Here is a 19272-nt window from a genome sequence, read left to right as displayed (position 1 = left end):
AATACAGCCATCTGGCCGCCGATCACTCCGCCGGCTGCGGGTGCGCGCCCTTCGGATGGCTGGCAGAGCCGTCCACCGCCGGGAGGGGCTTCTTCTTGGCGATGTAGCTGTAGACCGTCGGCACCACGAACAGCGTCAGGAAGGTGCCCAACAGCATGCCGCCGACGATCACCGCACCGATGGCCTGCCGGCTCTCCGCGCCCGCCCCATGGGCGTTGGCGAGCGGCACGGCGCCCAGCACCATGGCGCCCGTGGTCATCAGGATCGGGCGCAGGCGCAGCACGGCGGCTTCCTCCACCGCCTTGCGGATGTCCACCCCCTCGCGCTGGAGCTGGTTGGCGAACTCCACGATCAGGATGCCGTGCTTGGTGATGAGGCCGACGAGGGTCACCAACCCGATCTGGCTGTAGACGTTCATCGTCGCGCCCGTGAGGTGCAGGGCGGCGAGCGCGCCGGTCATCGACAGCGGCACCGTCAGCATGATCACGAAGGGGTCGATGAAGCTCTCGAACTGCGCCGCCAGCACCAGATAGATGAAGGCCAGCGCCAGGATGAAGACGAAGTACAGGCCCGTCGCCGATTCCCGGAACTCGCGGCTCTGCCCCGCATAGTCGGTCTGGGCGGTGGCCGGCAGCACCCGGTTCGCCGCCTCCTGGAGATAGCCCAGCGCCTCGCCCAGCGAGGTGCCCGGCGCCAGGGTGGCGGTGATGGTGACGGAGCGCAGCTTGTTGAAGTGGTTCAGCTCCTTGGGTGCCACCCGCTCCTCGATGTGGACGAGGTTGGCGAGCGAGATCATCGCCCCGGCGCTGGTGGCGACGCCCGCCTCCGCCGCCATCGTCGGCGTGCCGCGGACGTAGATGGAGGCGATGTCGTCCGGGTTGCGGCGGTCGACGTCGCCGACCTGGACCACGACGTCGTACTGCTTGCCCTCCTTCTTGAAGCGGGTGACCTGCCGTCCGCCGAGCAGGGTCTCCAGCGTGCGGCCCACCGTCTCCACATCCACGCCGAGGTCGGCGGCCTTGTCGCGGTCGATGGTGATGCGCAGTTCCGGCTTGTTCAGCTTCAGGTCGGTGTCGAGGTTGGTCAGGCCGGGGAACTTCCGCGCTTCGGCCATCAGCCCGTCGACCATCTTCTGAAGCTCGTCGTAGGGCAGCGAGCTTTGGATGACGAAGTTGACCGGCTTGTCCACCGGGCTCTGCCCCAGCGAGGGCGGGTTGGTGACGAAGGCGAGGATGCCGGGGATGCCGAACATCTTGGGGAAGAGCTGGGCGGTGATCGCCTGCTGCTTCACGTCGCGCTCGTCCCAGTCGATCAGGCGGACGAAGGAGATGCCCTGGTTCACCACCGGGAAGCCGACCACGACGAAGAACTTCTCGACGATGGGGATCTGGCGGAACAGGTCCTCCATCCGCTTGGCGTAGCTTTCCGTGTAGTCGAGCGTCGAGCCTTCCGGGGCAATGGCGATGCCGACGATGGTGCCGCGGTCCTCGACCGGCGCCAGTTCCGACTTCAGCCCGGTGAACAGCGTGTAGCTGAGCCCCGCCACCACCGCGCCGACCAGCAGCACCAGCGGCCGCGCCTTCAGCGACACGCGGAGCAGCGCCCGGTAGCCGTTGGTCAGCCCGTTCAGCAGCCGCTCGATGGCGTTGTAGAGCGCGTTGTGCTTGGTCTGGTGCTTCAGCAGCTTGGAGCACATCATCGGCGACAGCGTCAGGGCGACGAAGCCCGACACGATCACCGCCCCCGCCAGCGTCAGCGCGAACTCGGAAAAGAGGCGGCCGGTGCGGCCGGTCATGAAGCCGATGGGCGCGTAGACCGCGGCCAGCGTGATGGTCATCGCGATGACCGCGAAGCCGATCTCCTTCGATCCCTGCAAAGCCGCCTGGAAAGGCGGCACGCCCTCCTCGATGTGGCGGTAGATGTTCTCCAGCATCACGATGGCGTCGTCCACGACGAGGCCGATGGCCAGCACCATGGACAGCAGAGTCAGCGTGTTTACCGAGAAGCCGAAGGCGTACATCAGCGCGAAGCCGCCGATCAGCGACACCGGGATGGTCACCAGCGGCACCAGCGTGGCGCGGAAGCTGCGGAGGAACACGAAGATGACCAGAACGACCAGGATGATGGCCTCGAAGATCGTGCTGAACACCGCGTCGATGGACTTGGCGATGAAGACGGAACTGTCGTAGCCGACATCCACCCCCATGCCCTCCGGCAGGGCGGCGCGGATCTTCGGCAGCGCCTCGTTCACCGCCTTGGAGACGTCCAGCGGGTTGGCGGTGGACTGCTTGACCACGCCGATGGCGACGGCGCCGCGCCCGTTGAAGCGGGCGCTGACCCGCTCGTCCCGCGCCCCCAGCTCGGCCCGGCCGACGTCCTTCAACCGGACCAGATAGCCGCCGTCGTCGCGCAGGATGATGCGGTCGAACTCCTCCGGCGTGCGCAGGTCGGTTTCGGAAACGACGGTGAACTCCCGCGCCTTGCTCTCCACGCGGCCCGCAGGGATCTCGACGTTCTGCTTGCGCAGCGCGTTCTCCACGTCCTGCGGGGTGACGCGGTAGGCGGCCATGCGCTGCGGGTCGAGCCACAGCCGCATGGCGAAGCGCCGCTCGCCGAAGATTCGCACCTGGGCGACGCCGGGCAGGTTCTGCAAGCGGTCCTTGACGTAGCGGTCGGCGAAGTCCGTCACGTCCAGCGGCGAATGGCGGTCGGAGGAGAAGGCCAGATAGATGATCGGCTGCGCGTCGGCCTCCACCTTCGCGATGACCGGCTCGTCGATCTCGTTGGGAAGCTGGGCGCGCACGCGGCCGACGCGGTCGCGCACGTCGCTGGCCGCCGTGTCGACGTTTCGATCCAGCCGGAAACGCAGGGTGATCTGGCTCTTCTCGGCACGGCTGATCGAGGACATCACGTCGATGCCCTCGATGCCCGACAGCGAGTCCTCCAGGATCTGGGTGACCTGGCTTTCGATGATCTCGGCCGACGCGCCCTTGTAGGTGGTCTCCACCGTGACGACGGGTTCGTCGATCTTCGGGTATTCGCGCACCGACAGGCGCTGGTACGACACGATGCCGATCAGCATGAGCGCGAGGCTCATCACCGTCGCCAGGACCGGCCGGCGGATGGAGATGTCGGAGAGAACCATGGATCAGCTCCCAGCCGGCTTGTTGTTCACGACCACCACCGGTGCGCCATCGCGGATCTTCAGCTGGCCGGCGGTCACCACCACGTCGCCGGGCTGCAGGCCGGCGGTGATCTCCACCTCGGCGTTGCGGCGCTCGCCCAGCGTGACCGTGGTCTGCACCGCCTTGCCCTCCACCACCTTGAAGACGAACTGCTTGTTGCCGAAGGCGCTGACCGCCTGCTCGGGCACCAGCACGGCGTTCGGATTTTGGTCCAGCGTCAGCGCCACCCGGGCGAACAGGCCGGGGCGCAGCGCGCCATCGGTGTTGGGGACGCGGGCGCGGATCACCACCGCGCGCCCGTTCACGTCGACCAGCGGGTCGATGGCGTAGACCATGCCGTCGAAGCTCCGCCCGCCGAAGGAGTCCACGGCGACCTTCAGGGTCTGGCCGGTGCGGACGGTCGGCAGATACAGCTCCGGCACCCGGAAATCGAGCTTCAGGGTATCGATGGCCTCCAGGTTCACGATGTCCTTGCCCGCCGCCACCACGTCGCCCACCGAGACCTTGCGCAGGCCCAGCACGCCGTCGAAGGGGGCGGTCAGGGTCAGCTTCTCCAACTGCGCCTTGGCGAGCTGAACCGCCGCCTCGTCGGACTGGAGCTTGGCGAGCGCCTGCTCGCGGTTGCGGGCGGGGCCGGTGCGCTGGCGGTACAGCTCCTCGGCGCGGCTCAGCTCGGCGCGGGAGAAGGCGATGCTCGCCTGCGCCTGGGCCAGCGTGGCGCGGGCGATGGAATCGTCCAGACGGATCAGCACCGCCCCCTTCTTCACCGCCTGCCCTTCCAGGAAGGCGATCTCGGAGACCTTGCCCGCCACCTCGGGCCGGATGACCACCGACTCGCTCGACAGCAGCGAGCCGACCGCGGTGACCTGGCGCGACACCGTGCCGACCTTGACCGGCAGGGCCTCCACCGGCATCGGCGGCGTGCCACCCGGCGGCCCTCCCGCCGCCGGAGCGCCAGACGACGCGCCTCCGGGAGACGGAACCTTGCCGGCGAGCAGCGTGTTGATGGTCCCGCCCTGCTTGACGAAGTACCAGTAGGCGCCGCCGCCGAGAGCGACCAGAACCAGAAGGGCGACGATGCGAAGCGTGTGGCGCATGGATACGGAACCCGCACAGGCCCGCTGAACCGCCGGACGGGCGCGCGGGGCGTTTCGTGTCAACCGGGCCGCTGTGAGGGGCGGGCGGTAAACTGAACTATATCGTTCAGTTCAGTTCCGGAGTCGAGACGGTTGCAAGAGTTCACACGCGCGACGGCGGCGGATCGGCGTGCACAACCCGGCCCGTCCCTATCTCCAACCGCGCACCATCAGGAAAAATCACTGTCAAATCAGCTGGTTGGCCGGGACCAACTGCGGTGCAGCCACCGCACGGACGAACCGACGCGCCATCGAGGCAGAGGCCGGGAGCGCAGCAGGGCGCTTCGCCTGCCGGTAGAACCGCACGAATCCGATCGCCTTCAATGCGAAGATCGGCCAGCAGGGCGCCGTCCGCCCCAGGTGGCGGGGCCCCCTCGCCGAGGTCCTGGGAGTCGATGCGGGCGCGCTTCAACCAGAACTTTCCGGACGCCAGCAATCGTGCGAGCAGGCAGGCGGAGGTGGACGCGCTCATTCCCCGATCCGATGCTGTGGCGGCAAGACTGTCGTTCGGCCGATGGCTCAGCCTGTCACGGAAGCGTAAAGGAAGTTTTGCTCCGGTTGGACTCTTGAACGCGTCGGGGAAATCGGCGATGTGACAATCCTTGGTCCTCCGACCCTCGCGTCCCAAGGGGTGCCCGATGCTGATCGCCCAGATGTCCGACCTGCATGTGACGGCCCCCGGCACCACCCCGACCACCGCCTACGACACGAACGCCCGCCTCGCCGCCGCGGTGGCCCACTTGAACGCTCTGGTGCCGCGCCCGGACCTCGTCCTCATCACCGGCGACCTTGTCAACGGACCGAAGCCCGGCGAGTACGAGGCGCTGTTCGCCCTGCTGGAACCGCTTTCTATTCCTATGCGCGTGCTGCCGGGCAATCACGACGACCGTGCGGAACTGCGCCGGACTTTCGCCGGCACGGGCTGGATGCCTATGGATGGCCCCTTCCTTCACCACGCGGTGGAGGAATTTCCGGTCCGCATCCTGATGCTCGATTCGGTGATCCCCGGCATGGCGGTGGGTGGCCTGTGCGCCGACCGGCTGTCCTGGCTGGCGGAGCGTCTGGCCGAGCAGCCGGAGCGCCCGACCGTGCTGGCGCTGCACCACCCGCCCTTCGACACCGGGCTGGCCTTCCTGGACACGCTGCGCTGCCTGGAGGGCGCGGAGGAGTTGGGACGGCTGGTGCGGAGCCGTCCGAACGTCCGGGCCGTGCTCAGCGGCCACACCCACCGCCAGACCGCGGTCGCCTGGAACGGGGCGCACGGCTACGTCGCCCCGTCGGTGGCCTATCAGATCGCCCTGGACTTGGCGCCGGAGCCGCCCTATCGCTGGACGGAGGAGCCGTCCGCGCTCGCTCTTCATCAATTCCGACCGGATGGCACGGTGGTGACGCATCTGAGCGTGATCGGCGACTATCCCGGCAGGGAGTTTTCCCGCAGGGCCAGGAACTCCTGAAAATTGGCGCAGCGTCCGGCGGCCTGCGCCGCCATGTAGGCGGCGTTCAAGGCGCGCTTGGCGCCCAGGGCGGCGGCGAAGCGGTGGCGCAGCATGGCGTCGGCGATCCGCAGCCCGTCGCCGTCCAAGCGGTCGAGAACATGGCGGTAGCAGAGGTCCGCCCGCGCGCCGCTGTCGGCGGAGCAGGTGATCGACCCCTCCCGCTGCCGGTATTCGTAGAGCGGTTCCAGCACCAGAGGCAGACGGCCCAGCCGGTCGAGGACCTGGACGTTGAAGACCACGTCGTCGCAGAAATCGACCCCCTCCTGCCAGCCGGGAACGAGGTCGCGGCGAACCACGAAGAACATCGGGACCGAGGTTTCCAGGAAGGCCGCCGCGTCCAGCGTCGTGGTCCCGGTCCCGGGCGGGAACAGGGTTGAGAGCGGCGAACCGTCGCCGTCGCGCACCACCGCCACATTGTCCGCCGCCGCACCCTGCGCCGCCGCCAGCGGGGCCAGCCGCGCCAGCCGGTCCGGCTCGAACCGGTCGTCGGCGTCCAGCGGGGCGATCAGCGGTAGACTGGCGCACCGCAGTCCGGCGTTGCGCGCCGCCGGTGCGCCGGACCCGACGCGGCCGGTTCCGGTGAAGGTCAGGCGCGAGTCGGTGATTCCGGCGGCCGCCAGAAGGGCGCGGTAGTCGGCGCCGTCGTCGCTGACCACCACCGCCTCCCAGTGGAGAAAGCTCTGCACCAAAAGGCTGGACACGGCGCGGGCGATGGTGCCCTGCGCCCGGTAGGCTGGAATGATGACCGATACGCCGCCCCCGATGCCCCCTTCCATGCACCGCCCTCCGATTGTGCAAGGGGCAGTGTGCCTCTCCTTCCCGATGGTCGGCAAGCGGCGATCCGCACCGATGCGGCCAGCCTGAGCGCGACTATGACGGCGCCGGGGTGGGATTTGGCGTCGCGGCCCGTTGAACAAGGAACCGATACGGGCTATGTGGAGAAACGAGTGGCGTGGTTCGGTCCCCATCCGACATCCCAAGCCCCCGCAAGCCAAAGCCCCCCGGTAGACACGCCGACCTCAGGGAGTTCAAAAACGATGGCGCAAGACGGATACACCCGCTTCGACGACGAGCCCGAGCAGGAGCCGGACGAGAAGTCGAAGGAAAGCGCCCCGCCGCCGTTCGCTGCCGTGCAGTCGAACCTGTTCAAGGCGCGCACGGTGCTGATCTTCGGGCAGATCGACATGAAGCTGGCGCAGGCCGTCTCGGCCCAGCTGCTGGCTCTGGCCCACGAGAGCAACGACGACATCACGGTCGTGGTGAACTCCCCCGGCGGCCACGTCGAGGCGGGCGACACCATTCACGACATGATCCGCTTCGTGAAGCCGCGCGTGAGGATGCTGGGTACCGGCTGGGTCGCCAGCGCCGGCTGCCACATCTTCCTGGCCGCGAATAAGGAAGACCGCTACTGCCTGCCGAACACCCGCTTCCTGATCCACCAGCCGCTGGGCGGCACCGGTGGCCGGGCGACGGACATCGCCATCGAGGCGAAGGAAATCATCCGCATGCGTGAGCGTCTGAACCGCATCATCGCGCGCGAAACCGGCCAGCCGGTGGAGAAGGTTTCCAAGGACACCGACCGGAACTACTGGATGATGGCCGACGAGGCCCGCGAGTACGGCATCGTCACCCATGTCATCGACACCTTCGACGAGCTGAAGTAAGCGGTCCTCCGGAACGCATGAAGCCCCTCTCTTGCGAGAGGGGCTTTTTTTATGGCCGCGGCTTGGCTTGAGCGATCAAGCCCGTCACATCAGCCGCTTACACGACGATGTTCAGATTCTGCCCGCGCGTGGCCGTGACGTTTCCGCCGGACGAGGACCCATCCGAACCGCCCTGAAGCAATGTGGCGATCGCCTGATCCTGCTGTTGCGCGGTCTGGTTCAGCGTCTTCACGCCGAAGTCCATCTGTCCCTGCGCCTGCCGCAAGCCGACCGCGGCACCCAGGGTGGAGGAGGAAATGTCGAGAGCCATCGCAGGATGCCTTCAAAGGAAACAGTCGGCCGACGCCGTACGGCCCGCGCCAGTCAGATGACGACGTTGACGGAACCAGTCCCCGCCGAGGGAGCGGCCGCCGCGTGGGCCACCATCGGTGTCGAGGCTACCACCGGCGACGTGTGCGCGGAAGTCCCCTGTGACGGTCCGGAGCGGCCCGCGCCGGTCCCGGAATGGCCCGAGGCCGACCGGTGCACAGGGGAACCGATGGCGGAGGTCCCGCTCTGGCCCGCACCGTTCGGCTGGTCCTGCCCGTCCGGACCACCGACCAGAAGCTCAAGCGACGCCTTGCCGCTTTTCCGGTCCTTCTGCGCCTCACGGTACTGCCGCAGAGCCGCCTCGGTCGGTATCTGGTCGAGGGTCGCCCCGTCTTCCGGGCTGCGGAACAGCAGCACCAGCCGCGACGCATCGGCGTCATAGCGGTACGCGGTCTTCGTGTAACGCCCGGAGAGAGGTTCGGACTGCCCGGTCACGGGGTCCTTCGCGGGCGGAGTCCCGGTGTCGGCCCCGGTTTCAACAGCGTCGCTGTTGCGGGCCGTCATGAAGGCCAACGGCCTTGCAGCCGTTGCGGTGGCGATGGCCACGTTCATGACATTACACCGTTGATTGGACAATACAGCTCATATATTGCAGCCGCACTCGTGCATTGTAAAGGGTTCGTTCACCTTTTTTCCGGCTATGCCAAAGGATGAAATCCCGAAGGCTGTTTCCGGCACCAAAGCTTCGCATTCCAGGACCATTGGGGCCATCGCCTACCCTTCTCACAGCCATGACGCTTGCGGAGGGGCACCAGGGTGCTTATGCCTGTATGCATGGCTACGATCGCGGAAGCGCTGACGCTCGCCCTGGACCACCATCTGGCCGGCCGGCTGGCCGAGGCCCAGCAGCTCTACAACCGCATCCTGGATGTGGACCCGGATCAGCCGGACGCCCTGCATTTCCTTGGCGTTCTGGCCGGTCAGGTGGGGGAGCAGGCGCTCGCTCTGCAACTCATCGACCGCGCCATCGCCCAGCGGCCCGAGGCGGCGGACATGCACGCCAACAGCGGCAACATCCGGCGCTCCTCCGGGCAACCGGAGGTCGCGGTGGAGGACTACCGGCGTGCCGTCGCCCTCCAGCCCGATTTCGCGGAAGCCTGGACCGACATGGCAAACGCCCTGCGCAGCCTGGGCCGCTTCGCCGGAGCCATCAGCGCCCTGGAGCGCGCCGTCACGTCCGCCCCCACCCTCGCCATCGCCGTGGAACGCTTGGGCGCGCTGCGACACGAGGAAGGGCGCCTTCTGGTGGAGCAAGGGCGCGGTACCGAATCCCTTCGCCCGCTGGCCCGGGCCGCGGAACTGCTGCCGCTGGACGCCGACGTCGCCTTTCTCTACGGCAACGCCCTGTTCGCCATGGGACTGCGGGAGGACTCCACCCTCGCCTACCGCAACGCCCTGGCCATCACGCCGGACTTCCCCTCCGCCGCCTTCAATCTGGGGGTCGCGCTGGGGGGCGTGGATCGGCTGGAGGACTCCGCCCGCGCGCTGGAACGGGCCGCCCGCCTGGACCCTCGCCATCTCGACGCCATCGACCGGTTGGTCGTCGCCCTCGCCCTTCTCGGTCGGGAGGACGAGGCCGCCGCTTGGGGTGAACGCGCGCTGGACCTGAAGGACCGGGCGGCCATGGGCACGACTCCTGCCCTGCCGCCGCTGCCCGCTCAGCCGCGCGGGGCGGAGCAGCGGCGGCACAACGTCATCGCCTTCAGCCTGTGGAACGGCCAACCCGTCGGCGCCAACGACCCGGCGGACATTCTGCGGCACACCGTGGCGCTGCATCCAGGCTGGGTCTGCCGGGTTTACCATGACGGCAGTCTTGCCGCGGACCGGTTGGCCGAACTGGCCGGGGCGGGGGCGGACCTCGTGGCGGTGGCCTCGGACGCGCCGACCGGTGCTCCCTATTGGCGTCTGACCGCCGCCGACGATCCCACGGCGGCGCGCTTCCTCTGCCGGGATTGGGATGCCCTGCCGTCCGCCGACGGAAAGGCAGCCGTCGATGCCTGGGTCGCCTCCGGCCTGCCCTTCCACATCTTGCGTGACGGGGTCCTGCACACGGAGGTGATGTCGGGCGGTCACTGGGGCGGCGTCGCCGGACTGCTGCCCGACCTGCTGCCGCTGGCCGAACGCCACGCCGCCGCCGAGGTGGACCGGGCGCAGGATCACCGGTTCCTGCGCCGCATCGTCTGGCCGATGATCCGCGACCGCGCCCTGATCCACGACCGCGCCCATCCCCGGCACGGCCTGCCCATTCCGAAGGCCTGACCGGCTACAACACCTGCTTCGGCAGCGACAGCAGCTCCTTGCGGATCTGACCCATGCTGGGGCGGTTGTCCGGCCCGAAGGCGATGGGGCGGCACAGATGCATCGCGGTCAGCCCGACCCGCGCGGTCAGCAGACCGTTGATCACCCCCTGCCCCATGCGGGTGGAGATGGCCGCGGCGATGGAGCCGCCCAGCGCCTCGACGGCAACGTGGTGGGCGCTTTCCGCCACCCCGGCCACCGCGAGGTTGGCGAGCATCCGCCGCAACAGCCGCAGCGACCCGACATAGCCGGGCCGCGCGCCGTAGAGCGCCGCGATCTCCCGCACCAGCTTCAGGTTCCGCCATAGCACCACGGCAAGGTCGACGACCGCCGCCGGGCTGAGCGCCGTCGCCACCGCCGTGTCACGGGAGGCGCGCAGGACGGTCTGGTAGGCGCGGCGGTCCAGCGGCCCCATCACCTCGCGGTCGAGCAGGCGGAGAATCTCCGCATCGTCGTGGGCGTCGGTCACATGGTCGCGCACCCGCTCCAGCGAGGACGCCAGATCGGCGCGGCCCTCATAGAGGCGGGTCAGCGATCCGGCGAAACGCTCGGCGTGGCCCGGCTCGCCGGCCTGCGTCACAATCTCCGTGGACAGGCGACCGGCCTCGCCACGCAGCTCCTCGATCTTGCGCAGGCGGCGCAGCGCGCGCAACTCGCGCAGCAGCATCGCCACTGCCGCCCCGCCGGCCACGGTCACGGCGGCGGCCACCAGGACGCCCAGCGCGGCGCTGGTGGCGAAGGCTCGGTTGAACAGGTCCCAGGTGTCGAAGCCCAGCGCGATCAGCACCAGCGCGGCGACCGAGCCGGCCAACCAGCGGCCAAGCCGGCTTCGCGGCCGGTCCTCCGCCAGCAGCGCGGGGAGGCGCTCCGCCGCCGAACCGGCCAGGGGGCCGGCGATGATCGCCTCCTCCTCCGCCGCGGGGACGGCGGCGGCGCGGGCGGGGTCCAGTTCCATCGGCGGGACCCAGTGGCGGTCGCGGGTGCGCTCGCTCATTCCAAATAATCCCCCAGCAGGAACTGCATGGCCTGATCCAGCCGGATGTGCGGCAGGCCGCGCGCCTCGCGGGCGAGGTCGGCGGGCGGCTGGAAGGCCATGAAGTTGTAGGGCCGCTCCTGCCCCGGCGGGAAGTCGGCGTCCTCGGGGATCTCGCCGGGGAACAGCACGGTCGGGCGGTCGCGCCCGAGCGGCACGCCGCGCACGCAGCGCAACTGCCGCCCCTCATGCTCGGTCACCACCGTCTCGGTGGATTTCAGGGCGGCGATGGCCATCGTCTCCACCTGCGCCCCTTCGAACCGGATGCCGGCGCGGGCGTCAGACACCAGCCGGTCCAGCAGATGGCGCAGGCTGTTGTGCTGGTGCGAGGCGACATGGTCGGCCTTGGTCGCCGCGAACAGCACCCGGTCGATCTTCCGGCCCAGCAGCCAGTCCAGCCAACTGCTCGACCCGTGGCGGAAGGGCTCCAGGCTCAACTCCAGGGCGCGCTTCATGTCCGCCATACCCGCCGGGCCGGAGTTCAGCGCCCCCAGCACGTCGATCAGGACGATCTGCCGGTCGAGCCGGGCGAAATGCTCGGCGAAGAAGCGGCGGACGACCTTGGACTTGTACGCCTCGTAGCGGTCCTCCATCAGCGCCCACAGGCTGCCGCGGGTGCGCGGTCTTTCGCCCGGCAGCGGGCAGAAGGTCAGCAGCGGCGCGTTGGCCATGTCGCCCGGCTCGACGAAGCGCCCCGGCTGGATCAGGCTCAGCAGATTGTCGGAGCGGCGGCAGGCGTGCAGGTAATCGGTGAACAGCGCCGCCCCGCGCCGCGCCTGCTCCTCCTCCGCCGGCGCCGCCGTGTCGAGGGTGGCGAGCCAGCCGCGCCAGGACACCGACAGCTCGTCGCGCGGCGCCCGCCCGGCCAGCTCCAGGGTCAGAGCGCTCCATTCCGCGAAGGACTGGTGCAGCAGCGGCAGGTCGAGCAGCCATTCGCCGGGATAGTCGACGATATCGAGATTCAGCGTGGCGACCGGCTGCACCGTGCGCTTCAGCATCGCGTTCGGGCGGTAGCGCATGGACAGGCGGAGCTGGCTGATGCCGCGCGTCTCGGTCGGCCAATGCGGCGCCGGCCCGGTCAGTTCGGCCAGCCGTTGCTCGACCTCGAAGCGGGGAACCTGGGCGTCGGGCTGCGGACGCAGGCGCGAGGCCTGGAAGCGGCCGGAGGACACCACGTCGAGGAAGGGAAGCCGCCCGGCCTTCAGCAGGTTGTCGACCAGCGAGGTGACGAACACGGTCTTGCCGGCCCGCCGCAGCCCGGTGACGCCAAGACGGACGTCCTGTTCCAGGATGCCGCCGGAAACGAGATCGCCGGCTCGCCCCAACAGGCGCGAGCCGGCGTCGTACAAGTCGTTGAAAATGGGCACGCGCACGGTCAGCCGGTCCGTATAGGGGACGATCGCCCCTCTATATGGGGGACCGTCCGCCCACGCCTATACCCAGACCGGTGCTTTAGGACGCGCCGAAGTCGAGGTTCCAGGCCTCGTAGCGCTCCGGATCGTTCTCCCAGTCCTCGCGCACCTTGACGAACAGCATCAGGTGGACGCGCTGCTCCAGCATCTCCTCAAGCTCGGTGCGGGCGGCCTGCCCCAGCGCCTTGATCCGGGTGCCCTGCTTGCCGAGCACGATGGCCTTCTGGCTGTCGCGCTGGACATACACGACCTGGGAGATCTTGACCGACCCGTTCTCGAACTCTTCCCACTGCTCGGTCTCGACCGTCGCCGAATAGGGGAGTTCCTGGTGAAGCTGCTGGAACAGCTTCTCGCGGGTGATCTCCGCCGCCAGGAGGCGCATCGGCATGTCGGAGATCTGGTCCTCCGGGTAGTGCCAGGGGCCTTCCGGCATGCGGGCGGCCAGGAAGCCGCGCAGATGCTCCACCCCGTCGCCCGTCGAGGCGGACAGCATGAAGATGTCGGTGAAGATGCCTTCCTGGTTGAAGCTGTCGGCAAGGCCGAGCAGCTTCTCGCGCGGCACGAGGTCGATCTTGTTCAGGATCAGGATGGCCTTGCGCCCCTGCTCCTTCAGCCGGGCGATGATGCCCTGCGTGTCCTGGTCGATGCCGCGGCGCGACACGTCGAACAGCAGTCCGACGAGATCGGCATCCTCCGCCCCCTGCCAGGCCGCCGCCACCATGGCACGGTCCAGACGACGTTTCGGCTTGAAGATGCCGGGGGTGTCCACGAAGATGATCTGGCTGTCGCCGGCGATGGTGATGCCGAGCACGCGCGTGCGGGTGGTCTGCACCTTGGAGCTGACGATCGACACCTTGGAGCCGACCATCGCGTTCAGCAGAGTGGACTTGCCGGCGTTCGGCGCGCCGACCAGGGCAACGAAACCGCAGCGCGGATTCTCCGGCACATAGGCAGCCTCTTCGGCGCCCTCTTCCGGGCCGCCCTCTTCAAGATCAGCGTCCACGCTCTCGCTCACGCCCTCGTCCTTATCGTCGAAATCGTCGTCTTCAAACTTGTCGCGGCCGTCAGTCATCGACCTGCACTCCCAATTGGCGCAGCAAGGCGCTGGCCGCTTTCCGTTCGGCGACCCGCTTGGACGGGCCGGTGGCCGTCACCGGCTCCATGCCCTTCAGCCGGACCGCGATGCGGAACACCGGCTCGTGCGCCGGGCCGCTCTGCTCGATCAGTTCATAGGTGGGAAGGGGCCGCCCGTTGCCTTGCGCCCATTCCTGCAACGCCGTCTTGGAGTCCAGCGGCGGCGGCTCCGCGCGGTCGATCTGCCCGGCCCAGGCGGAGCGGATGAAGTCCCGCGCCTTGTCCATGCCGCCGTCCAGATAGAGCGCCCCGATCACCGCCTCGCAGGCGTCGGCCAGGATGGTGGTGTTGCTGCGCCCGCCGCCCTGCGCCTCCGACGGGGACAGGCGCAGGTAGCGCCCCAGCCGCAGCGCGTCGGCGACGCGGCTCAGCGCCTCCCGCCGGACCAGCGAGACGTGCCGCTTGGCGAGCGCGCCCTCGCGTTCGCTGGGGAAGCGTTCCAGAAGCCATTCGGCGATGACGAGGCCGAGCACCCGGTCGCCCAGGAACTCCAGCCGCTCGTAGGCGAGTCCGGGCCCCTGCTCGGGCCGTCCGCCGCGGACGTTGCGCTCCAGCCCCATCAGGCTGGGGTGGGTGACCGCGTCGGCCAGCCGTTGCGGGTCGGCGAAGCGATGGCCGATGGCCGCGGCCAGTTCCGCAAGGTCGGCGGAATCGGCGCTCACGTCCGCGTCGGACGCCATGGGGGTCCCCCGTTCTTCAGGGCTCACAATAATACGGTCTCCACGCCCCGGTGCTGTGCGGGGCTCACTTCACGGCGTTGAACAGGCGGCTGAACCGCAGGTCCGCCGGCCAGCGCCACACTTCGAAGAAGCGCGTCCCGTCCTCCAATGAGAAGAACAGGAATTCGGCGCGCCCGACCAGATTCTCCATCGGGACATACCCCACCTGCGACGGGACGCGGCTGTCCAGCGAGTTGTCGCGGTTGTCGCCCATCATGAACAGGTGGTTCGCCGGAACCTTGAAGGCTGGGGTGTTGTCGAGCGGACCGTTGTCCGACTCCTCGATGATGCGGTGGTTGCGCCCGCCCGGCAATGTTTCGACATATTGCGCGATGCGGACCTCGCGGCCCAGCGCGTCGCGGGACACATAGTCCTCGATCCGCTCGCGCTTCACCGGCTGGCCGTTGATGTGCAGCACGCCGCCGGTCACCTGAACGGTGTCGCCCGGCAGACCGATGACGCGCTTGATGTAGTCGGTCTTGTTGTCGCGCGGCAGTTTGAAGACGGCGACGTCGCCGCGCTCCGGCGCGTGACCCATGATGCGGCCTTCGAACAGCGGCAGACCGAAGCCGACCGTGTACTTGCTGTATCCATAGGAGAATTTGGACACGAACAGGTAGTCGCCGATCAGCAGCGTCGGGATCATCGACCCGGACGGGATGTTGAAGGGCTCGAAGGCGAAGGTCCGCACGCCGAAGGCGATGATGACCGCGTAGAAGACCGTCTTCACCGTCTCGGCAAAGCCGCCTGTCTCTTTGGTTTTGCCGGTCAAGGCGGTCTCTCTGTTCATGGTCATGCGGGGGGTGCCGTGGAGGTGGTGATGGAGGTGGTGGCGGACGTGTCGGCCGGTTCGGCGCTGATGATGACGAAGGCCTCGGCCATCGGGTACTCGTCGGTCAGCGTCACGTGGATGCGCGCCTGCATGCCCGGCGGGGTGATCGCCTGCAGCCGCTCCAGCGCCCCGCCGGTCAGGCGCATGGTCGGCTGGCCGGAGGGCAGGTTCACCACCCCCATGTCGCGCCAGAACACGCCGTCGCGGAAGCCGGTGCCCAGCGCCTTGGAGCAGGCCTCCTTGGCGGCGAAGCGCTTGGCGTAGGTCGCGGCCCGCGCGCTGTGCTTGCCGGCGGCCCCGGCGCGGCGCTCGGACTTGGCGCGCTCCACGTCGGTGAAGATGCGGGCGATGAAGCGGTCACCGAAACGGTCCAGCGACTGCTCGATCCGGCGGATGTCGATCAGGTCGTTGCCGATGCCCAGGATCATGAGACGCCTCCGCTTGCCAAGCGGGCGTCCTTCATCACAGCGCGCATGCGCTGGAGCGTGTTGCCCAGCCCGACGAAGATCGCCTCGCCGATGAGGAAATGGCCGATGTTCAGCTCGACGATGGTCGGAATGGCGGCGACCGCCCCGACCGTCTCATAGCTCAGCCCATGGCCGGCGTGGCATTCCAACCCGATGGCCTCGGCGTGTGCCGCCGCCCGGACAATGCGCTCCAGCTCCGCCGCACGCTCCGGCCCGGCGGGCGCGTCGCAATAGGCGCCGGTGTGCAGCTCCACCACGGGCGCGCCCAGCGCCTTCGCCGCGTCGAGCTGCGCCGGTTCCGGGTCGATGAACAGCGAGACGCGGATGCCCGCGGCGCCGAGATCGCCGACGGTGCGCTTCAGCGTCTCCATCTGCCCGGCGACGTCCAGCCCGCCTTCGGTGGTGACCTCCGTGCGCTTCTCCGGGACGAGGCAGCAGGCGTGCGGCCGGTGGCGCAGCGCGATGGCCAGCATCTCGTCCGTCGCCGCCATTTCCAGATTCAGCGGCAACCGGATCTCCGCCATCAGCCGCTCGATGTCGGAATCGATGATGTGGCGGCGGTCTTCGCGCAGGTGGGCGGTGATGCCGTCGGCCCCGGCCTCCGCGGCGAGCTTTGCCGCGCGCACGGGATCGGGATGACGCCCGCCCCGCGCGTTGCGGACGGTCGCCACATGGTCGATGTTTACGCCGAGGCGCAAAGGGCGGGGCATAGGCTCGAAACTCCGGTGTCGCACCGGCCCCGCATCCTGCATCCGGCGGGCACCGGTTCTCCTGCTATATAGCGGTGGCGTCGCGTCGCGTCACGCCGTCATTCGACGACATGATGGGCGGCGATCCGCGCGGCGAGCGCCTTCAGCTCCTCGATGGGCGGGTCGTGGCGCGGCCAGACCAGATCGGCGCCGTCGTTCTCATAGCGCGGCACCACATGCACGTGGATGTGCGGCACCGTCTGCCAACCCGCCGGCCTGTTGGTCTGGAGAAGCGTGATCCCCTCGGGTGAAAAGGCCGCCTGGACGGCGCGGGCGATCTTGTGAACGGTGCGGAACAGGGCCGCCGCCTCGTCCTCCGTCACGTCCAGGATGGTCGGGGCCGGGCGCTTCAGCGCCACCAGCACATGGCCGGGATTGACCTGCCCGGCGTCCATGAAGGCGAAGGTCTCCGCATCCTCGTACACCACGGCGCAAGGCAGCTCCCCGGCGATCAGGCGGCTGAAGATGGTCGGGCTGGACATGCTTCTCTCGCTTCCGATGGGTGCTCTTGGTGGGCACTACCGCGCGGGCACCCTCACCGCCCCCGCGCCCGCTCAACCGCATTGATGGCGGGGGTGGCGCGCAGGGCCGCCATGATGTTGGTCAGATGCTTGGCGTCCTTCACGTCGATGTCGATCAGCAGCTCGAAGAAGTCGGTGTTGCGGCTGGTGATCTTCAGGTTCGTGATGTTGCCGCCGTTCTTGCCGATGACCGTGGACAGCGTGCCGAGCGAGCCCGGCTCGTTGTTGACCACCAGCGAGATGCGCCCGACATGCTCCTCGGGGCTGTCCGGTCCGATGTCCCAGGCGACGTCGATCCAGCGCTCCGGCGACTCGTGGAAGCTCTCCAGCGTCTCGCAGTCGATGGTGTGGATGGTCACGCCCTTGCCGGTGGTCACGATGCCGACGATGCGGTCGCCCGGCAGCGGGTGGCAGCAGCGGGCGTAATGGACGGCCATGCCGGGAATCAGGCCGCGGATCGGCAGCGGCGCGTTGTTGCCCTTCGCCTTCGGCTTGGGCTTCGGCACCGTGATGGCGTTCTTGTCGTCGCCTTCCTTGGTCGTCGCCACATGCGGTTTGTGGCCGGGGAAGACGGCGTGGAAGACCTCGCGGCCCGAATGCAGCCCCGACCCGACGCTGGCCATGAGATCGTCGGCGCTCGGCTGCTGGAAAATCTTGACGACGCCGTCCAGCGCCTTTTCCGAGAACTCGTAGCCTTCCGACTTGAACTGGCGCTGCAGGATGGCGCGGCCCAGCTCGATGTACTGGGTGCGCTGCTGGGTGCGCAGGAACTTGCGGATGCGCGCCCGCGCCTTGCCGGTGACGACGAAGCGTTCCCAGCCCGGAACCGGGGTCTGGGCCTTGGAGGTGATGATGTCGACCTGATCGCCGTTCTGCAACTGCGTGCGCAGCGGCAGCATCCGCGCGTTGATCTTGGCGCCGACGCAGTGGTCGCCGACCTCGGAATGGACCGCGTAGGCGAAGTCCACCGGGGTCGCCCCGCGCGGCAGCGCGATCAGGTCGCCCTTGGGCGTGAAGCAGAAGACCTGGTCCTGGAACAGCTCCAGCTTGGTGTGCTCCAGGAACTCCTCGGGCTTCTGCGCGTGCTCCAGGATATCCAGAAGCTCGCGAAGCCAACGGTACTCGCGCCCCTGCTGGGTGCGCGGCTCGCCCTGCTTGTAGGCCCAGTGGGCGGCGACGCCGAGTTCGCAGATCTCGTGCATGTCGCTGGTGCGGATCTGCACCTCGATGCGGTTGCGCTCCGGGCCGATCACCCCGGTGTGGAGCGAGCGGTAACCGTTGGGCTTGGGCGTCGAGATGTAATCCTTGAAGCGCCCCGGAACGACCGGGTAATGGGCGTGGATGACGCCCAGCGCCTGATAGCATTCCGGCACCGTGTCCACCATGATCCGGAAGGCCATGATGTCCGACAGCTGCTCGAAGCTGACATTCTTGCGCTGCAGCTTGCGCCAGATCGAATAGGCGGTCTTCTCGCGCCCGGTGACCCCGGCGTTTGGCAGCCCCTCCTCCGCCAGCGTGCCGCGGAGTTCCTGGATGATCCGCTGGACCCGATTCTCGCCCTCCGTCCGCAGGCGGGAGAGCTGGGCCAGGATGCTGTCGCGGGCGTCCGGGTTCAGCTCCGCGAAGGAGAGATCCTCCAGCTCGTCCTTGACCTGATGCATGCCGATGCGTTCGGCGAGCGGCGCGTAGATCTCGATCGTTTCGCGGGCGATGCGCTTGCGCTTGTCCGGGTTCTTCAGATGGAACAGCGTGCGCATGTTGTGCAGCCGGTCGGCCAGCTTCACCAGGAGGACGCGGATGTCCTCCGACATGGCCAGAACCAGCTTGCGGAAATTCTCGGCCTGCTTGGCCTGCTCGCTGTGCAGCTCCAGGCGCGACAGCTTGGTCACGCCGTCGACCAGACGGGCGATCTCCTTGCCGAAGTGCTTCTCGATGTCCTCCAGCGTGGCGACCGTGTCTTCGACCGTGTCGTGCAGCAGCGCCGTCGCGATGGTTCCGGCGTCCAGCTTGAGCTGGGTCAGGATGCCGGCGACCTCCAGCGGGTGGAGGAAATAGGGATCGCCCGAGGCGCGGGTCTGCGAGCCGTGCGCCTTCATGGAGAAGACGTAGGCGCGGTTGAGCAACTCCTCGTCCGCCGAGGGGTCGTACGCCTTGACGCGTTCGACAAGCTCATATTGCCGGATCATGCCACCCGACCCGGCGCAGCGTGCGCCATGAAGTTTCGCAAATGCCTTGGTTCTTGGACGGAAAGGGGGGC

The 19272-nt window shown here is 68.4% G+C and carries 17 protein-coding genes; 3 read left to right on the top strand and 14 right to left on the bottom strand.

Features of this window, described 5'->3' with window-relative positions; genetic code table 11:
* Nucleotides 1-22 precede the first annotated feature (22 nt).
* Together DS837_RS12045 and DS837_RS12040 are read right to left on the bottom strand one after the other, a co-directional pair.
* On the bottom strand, nt 23-3145 hold the full coding sequence (locus DS837_RS12045) for an efflux RND transporter permease subunit (RefSeq protein WP_149164978.1): 3123 nt from the start codon (nt 3143-3145) through the stop codon (nt 23-25).
* Between the two features lie 3 nt (nt 3146-3148).
* Nucleotides 3149-4282 (bottom strand): efflux RND transporter periplasmic adaptor subunit, encoded by a 1134-nt coding sequence (locus tag DS837_RS12040; RefSeq protein ID WP_149164977.1) that lies wholly within the window; start codon nt 4280-4282, stop codon nt 3149-3151.
* Between the two features lie 677 nt (nt 4283-4959).
* On the opposite strand from DS837_RS12040, the gene DS837_RS12035 reads away from it, so the two are divergent.
* Nucleotides 4960-5775 (top strand): phosphodiesterase, encoded by an 816-nt coding sequence (locus tag DS837_RS12035; protein ID WP_149164976.1) that lies wholly within the window; start codon nt 4960-4962, stop codon nt 5773-5775.
* Here the strand turns inward: DS837_RS12035 and DS837_RS12030 are convergent.
* Nucleotides 5733-6593 (bottom strand): glycosyltransferase family 2 protein, encoded by an 861-nt coding sequence (locus DS837_RS12030; RefSeq protein WP_149164975.1) that lies wholly within the window; start codon nt 6591-6593, stop codon nt 5733-5735. The genes DS837_RS12035 and DS837_RS12030 overlap by 43 nt on opposite strands.
* 261 nt (nt 6594-6854) lie before the next feature.
* On the opposite strand from DS837_RS12030, the gene DS837_RS12025 reads away from it, so the two are divergent.
* On the top strand, nt 6855-7481 hold the full coding sequence (locus DS837_RS12025) for an ATP-dependent Clp protease proteolytic subunit (RefSeq protein ID WP_149164974.1): 627 nt from the start codon (nt 6855-6857) through the stop codon (nt 7479-7481).
* Nucleotides 7482-7578: 97 nt separating this feature from the next.
* Here DS837_RS12025 and DS837_RS32055 read toward each other — a convergent pair whose 3' ends face one another.
* Complete coding sequence (locus DS837_RS32055) at nt 7579-7791, bottom strand: hypothetical protein (RefSeq protein ID WP_040134149.1); 213 nt, start codon at nt 7789-7791, stop codon at nt 7579-7581.
* A 53-nt stretch (nt 7792-7844) separates the two neighbouring features.
* On the bottom strand, nt 7845-8402 hold the full coding sequence (locus tag DS837_RS12015; protein WP_149164973.1) for a hypothetical protein: 558 nt from the start codon (nt 8400-8402) through the stop codon (nt 7845-7847).
* Between the two features lie 222 nt (nt 8403-8624).
* Here DS837_RS12015 and DS837_RS12010 point away from each other — a divergent pair, with 222 nt between their 5' ends.
* Nucleotides 8625-10109: a tetratricopeptide repeat protein gene (locus DS837_RS12010; protein ID WP_170295838.1), complete on the top strand. Its 1485-nt coding sequence runs from the start codon at nt 8625-8627 to the stop codon at nt 10107-10109.
* Between the two features lie 4 nt (nt 10110-10113).
* On the opposite strand, the gene DS837_RS12005 is transcribed toward DS837_RS12010, so the two are convergent.
* The 9 genes from DS837_RS12005 to DS837_RS11965 all read right to left on the bottom strand — a co-directional run bounded on the left by DS837_RS12005 (nt 10114) and on the right by DS837_RS11965 (nt 19201).
* Nucleotides 10114-11142, bottom strand: coding sequence for a YcjF family protein (locus tag DS837_RS12005; protein ID WP_149164971.1), 1029 nt, complete (start codon nt 11140-11142; stop codon nt 10114-10116).
* Complete coding sequence (locus tag DS837_RS12000) at nt 11139-12554, bottom strand: YcjX family GTP-binding protein (protein WP_149164970.1); 1416 nt, start codon at nt 12552-12554, stop codon at nt 11139-11141. Before DS837_RS12000 ends, DS837_RS12005 begins: the two co-directional genes overlap by 4 nt.
* Nucleotides 12555-12633: 79 nt before the next feature.
* Nucleotides 12634-13665: a GTPase Era gene (gene era, locus DS837_RS11995; RefSeq protein WP_149164969.1), complete on the bottom strand. Its 1032-nt coding sequence runs from the start codon at nt 13663-13665 to the stop codon at nt 12634-12636.
* Nucleotides 13658-14407 carry a ribonuclease III gene (gene rnc, locus DS837_RS11990; RefSeq protein WP_149164968.1) on the bottom strand — a complete coding sequence of 250 codons (750 nt, stop codon included), beginning with the start codon at nt 14405-14407 and terminating at the stop codon, nt 13658-13660. Before rnc ends, era begins: the two co-directional genes overlap by 8 nt.
* Before the next feature lie 64 nt (nt 14408-14471).
* Nucleotides 14472-15242: a signal peptidase I gene (gene lepB / locus DS837_RS11985; RefSeq protein ID WP_149164967.1), complete on the bottom strand. Its 771-nt coding sequence runs from the start codon at nt 15240-15242 to the stop codon at nt 14472-14474.
* Entirely contained in the window at nt 15239-15706 is a 468-nt protein-coding gene (gene acpS, locus DS837_RS11980) for a holo-ACP synthase (RefSeq protein WP_149164966.1), read from the bottom strand. Before acpS ends, lepB begins: the two co-directional genes overlap by 4 nt.
* Nucleotides 15703-16455: a pyridoxine 5'-phosphate synthase gene (locus DS837_RS11975; protein WP_149164965.1), complete on the bottom strand. Its 753-nt coding sequence runs from the start codon at nt 16453-16455 to the stop codon at nt 15703-15705. Before DS837_RS11975 ends, acpS begins: the two co-directional genes overlap by 4 nt.
* A gap of 98 nt (nt 16456-16553) precedes the next feature.
* Nucleotides 16554-16976 (bottom strand): HIT family protein, encoded by a 423-nt coding sequence (locus DS837_RS11970; RefSeq protein WP_149164964.1) that lies wholly within the window; start codon nt 16974-16976, stop codon nt 16554-16556.
* Between the two features lie 53 nt (nt 16977-17029).
* Nucleotides 17030-19201 (bottom strand): RelA/SpoT family protein, encoded by a 2172-nt coding sequence (locus DS837_RS11965; protein WP_149164963.1) that lies wholly within the window; start codon nt 19199-19201, stop codon nt 17030-17032.
* Between the last annotated feature and the right edge of the window lie 71 nt (nt 19202-19272).

Origin of the sequence: Azospirillum brasilense (genome assembly GCF_008365405.1) — a bacterium.
GTDB classification, from domain to species: Bacteria; Pseudomonadota; Alphaproteobacteria; order Azospirillales; family Azospirillaceae; genus Azospirillum; species Azospirillum brasilense_D.
Note: the sequence above shows the minus strand (reverse complement) of the source record. Positions and strands in the feature narration are given on the sequence as shown.

Coding starts and splice junctions, on each gene's coding strand:
- acpS (WP_149164966.1), bottom strand. CDS start 15,706: ATGATCCTGGGCATCGGCAACGACCTGATCGACATCCGCCGGATCGAG.
- DS837_RS12035 (WP_149164976.1), top strand. CDS start 4,960: ATGCTGATCGCCCAGATGTCCGACCTGCATGTGACGGCCCCCGGCACC.
- era (WP_149164969.1), bottom strand. CDS start 13,665: ATGACTGACGGCCGCGACAAGTTTGAAGACGACGATTTCGACGATAAG.
- DS837_RS12025 (WP_149164974.1), top strand. CDS start 6,855: ATGGCGCAAGACGGATACACCCGCTTCGACGACGAGCCCGAGCAGGAG.
- DS837_RS12005 (WP_149164971.1), bottom strand. CDS start 11,142: ATGAGCGAGCGCACCCGCGACCGCCACTGGGTCCCGCCGATGGAACTG.
- DS837_RS12010 (WP_170295838.1), top strand. CDS start 8,625: ATGGCTACGATCGCGGAAGCGCTGACGCTCGCCCTGGACCACCATCTG.
- DS837_RS32055 (WP_040134149.1), bottom strand. CDS start 7,791: ATGGCTCTCGACATTTCCTCCTCCACCCTGGGTGCCGCGGTCGGCTTG.
- DS837_RS11965 (WP_149164963.1), bottom strand. CDS start 19,201: ATGATCCGGCAATATGAGCTTGTCGAACGCGTCAAGGCGTACGACCCC.
- DS837_RS12030 (WP_149164975.1), bottom strand. CDS start 6,593: ATGGAAGGGGGCATCGGGGGCGGCGTATCGGTCATCATTCCAGCCTAC.
- DS837_RS12045 (WP_149164978.1), bottom strand. CDS start 3,145: ATGGTTCTCTCCGACATCTCCATCCGCCGGCCGGTCCTGGCGACGGTG.
- DS837_RS12040 (WP_149164977.1), bottom strand. CDS start 4,282: ATGCGCCACACGCTTCGCATCGTCGCCCTTCTGGTTCTGGTCGCTCTC.
- rnc (WP_149164968.1), bottom strand. CDS start 14,407: ATGGCGTCCGACGCGGACGTGAGCGCCGATTCCGCCGACCTTGCGGAA.
- DS837_RS11970 (WP_149164964.1), bottom strand. CDS start 16,976: ATGTCCAGCCCGACCATCTTCAGCCGCCTGATCGCCGGGGAGCTGCCT.
- DS837_RS12015 (WP_149164973.1), bottom strand. CDS start 8,402: ATGAACGTGGCCATCGCCACCGCAACGGCTGCAAGGCCGTTGGCCTTC.
- DS837_RS11975 (WP_149164965.1), bottom strand. CDS start 16,455: ATGCCCCGCCCTTTGCGCCTCGGCGTAAACATCGACCATGTGGCGACC.
- lepB (WP_149164967.1), bottom strand. CDS start 15,242: ATGACCATGAACAGAGAGACCGCCTTGACCGGCAAAACCAAAGAGACA.